Annotated in this window: 1 protein-coding gene; it reads left to right on the forward strand. The window is 77.6% G+C overall.

Going from position 1 to position 862, the window contains the following annotated elements; all coding sequences use genetic code 11:
- Nucleotides 1-862, forward strand: an 862-nt coding sequence (locus tag AC27IO_RS24910; protein WP_498741304.1) for a DJ-1/PfpI family protein, incomplete at both ends; no start/stop codon positions are given.

Below are 862 nucleotides of genomic sequence, written 5' to 3' on the forward strand. Positions count from 1 at the left end.
CGTGGCGTGCTCCGCCGGCTTCGCCGTGGTGGCCGACACGGCCCGCCGCGACGTGGCGCTCGCCGGCCTGGACACCCTGCTCGTGCCCGGCGGCATGGGCGTGGACGCCCAGCTGGACGACACCGCCCTGCACGACTGGCTGCGGCAGGCCGAGCGCACCGCCCGGCGCGTGGGATCGGTGTGCTCGGGCGCGCTGCTGCTGGCCCGCGCCGGCCTGCTGGACGGGCGGCCCGCCACCACCCACTGGGACAGCGTGGACGGCCTGCGCCAGGGCCATCCGCAGGTGCGGGTGGCGGGCGACCGGCTGCACACCTACGACCCGGGCGGCATCGACGGCGACTGCCACGTCTTCACCTCGGCCGGGGTGACGGCGGGCATCGACCTGGCCCTGGCGCTGGTGGAGCACGACCTGGGCCGCGCCATGGCGCTGGCCGTGGCGCGGCGCCTGGTGATGTACTTGCGCCGCCCGGGCGGGCAGGCGCAGTTCAGCCCCCCTGCTGGCGCCCGATGCGGCGCACGCGCCCCGCCTCACGCCGCTGCTGGAATGGATTCCCGGCCACCTGGGCGGCGACCTGTCGCTGGACGCCCTGGCCGCCCGCGCCTGCATGCCGCCGCGCACCCTGACCCGCGTGTTCCAGCGCGAACTGGGCACCACGCCCGCGCGCTACGTGGAGCGGGTGCGGGTGGAGGCGGCATCGGCCTTGCTGGCCCAGGCGCAGGCCTCGGTTTCCACCGTGGCGCGGCTGTGCGGGTTCCAGCACCCCGAGACGCTGCGGCGCGCCTTCCACAAGCACCGGGCCGTGAGCCCGCAGGCCTATGCCGAGCGCTTCGGCGCCGGGACGGCCGGCGCGGCCCGGCCGGG

It is taken from the genome of Acidovorax sp. KNOB132 (assembly GCF_057541515.1).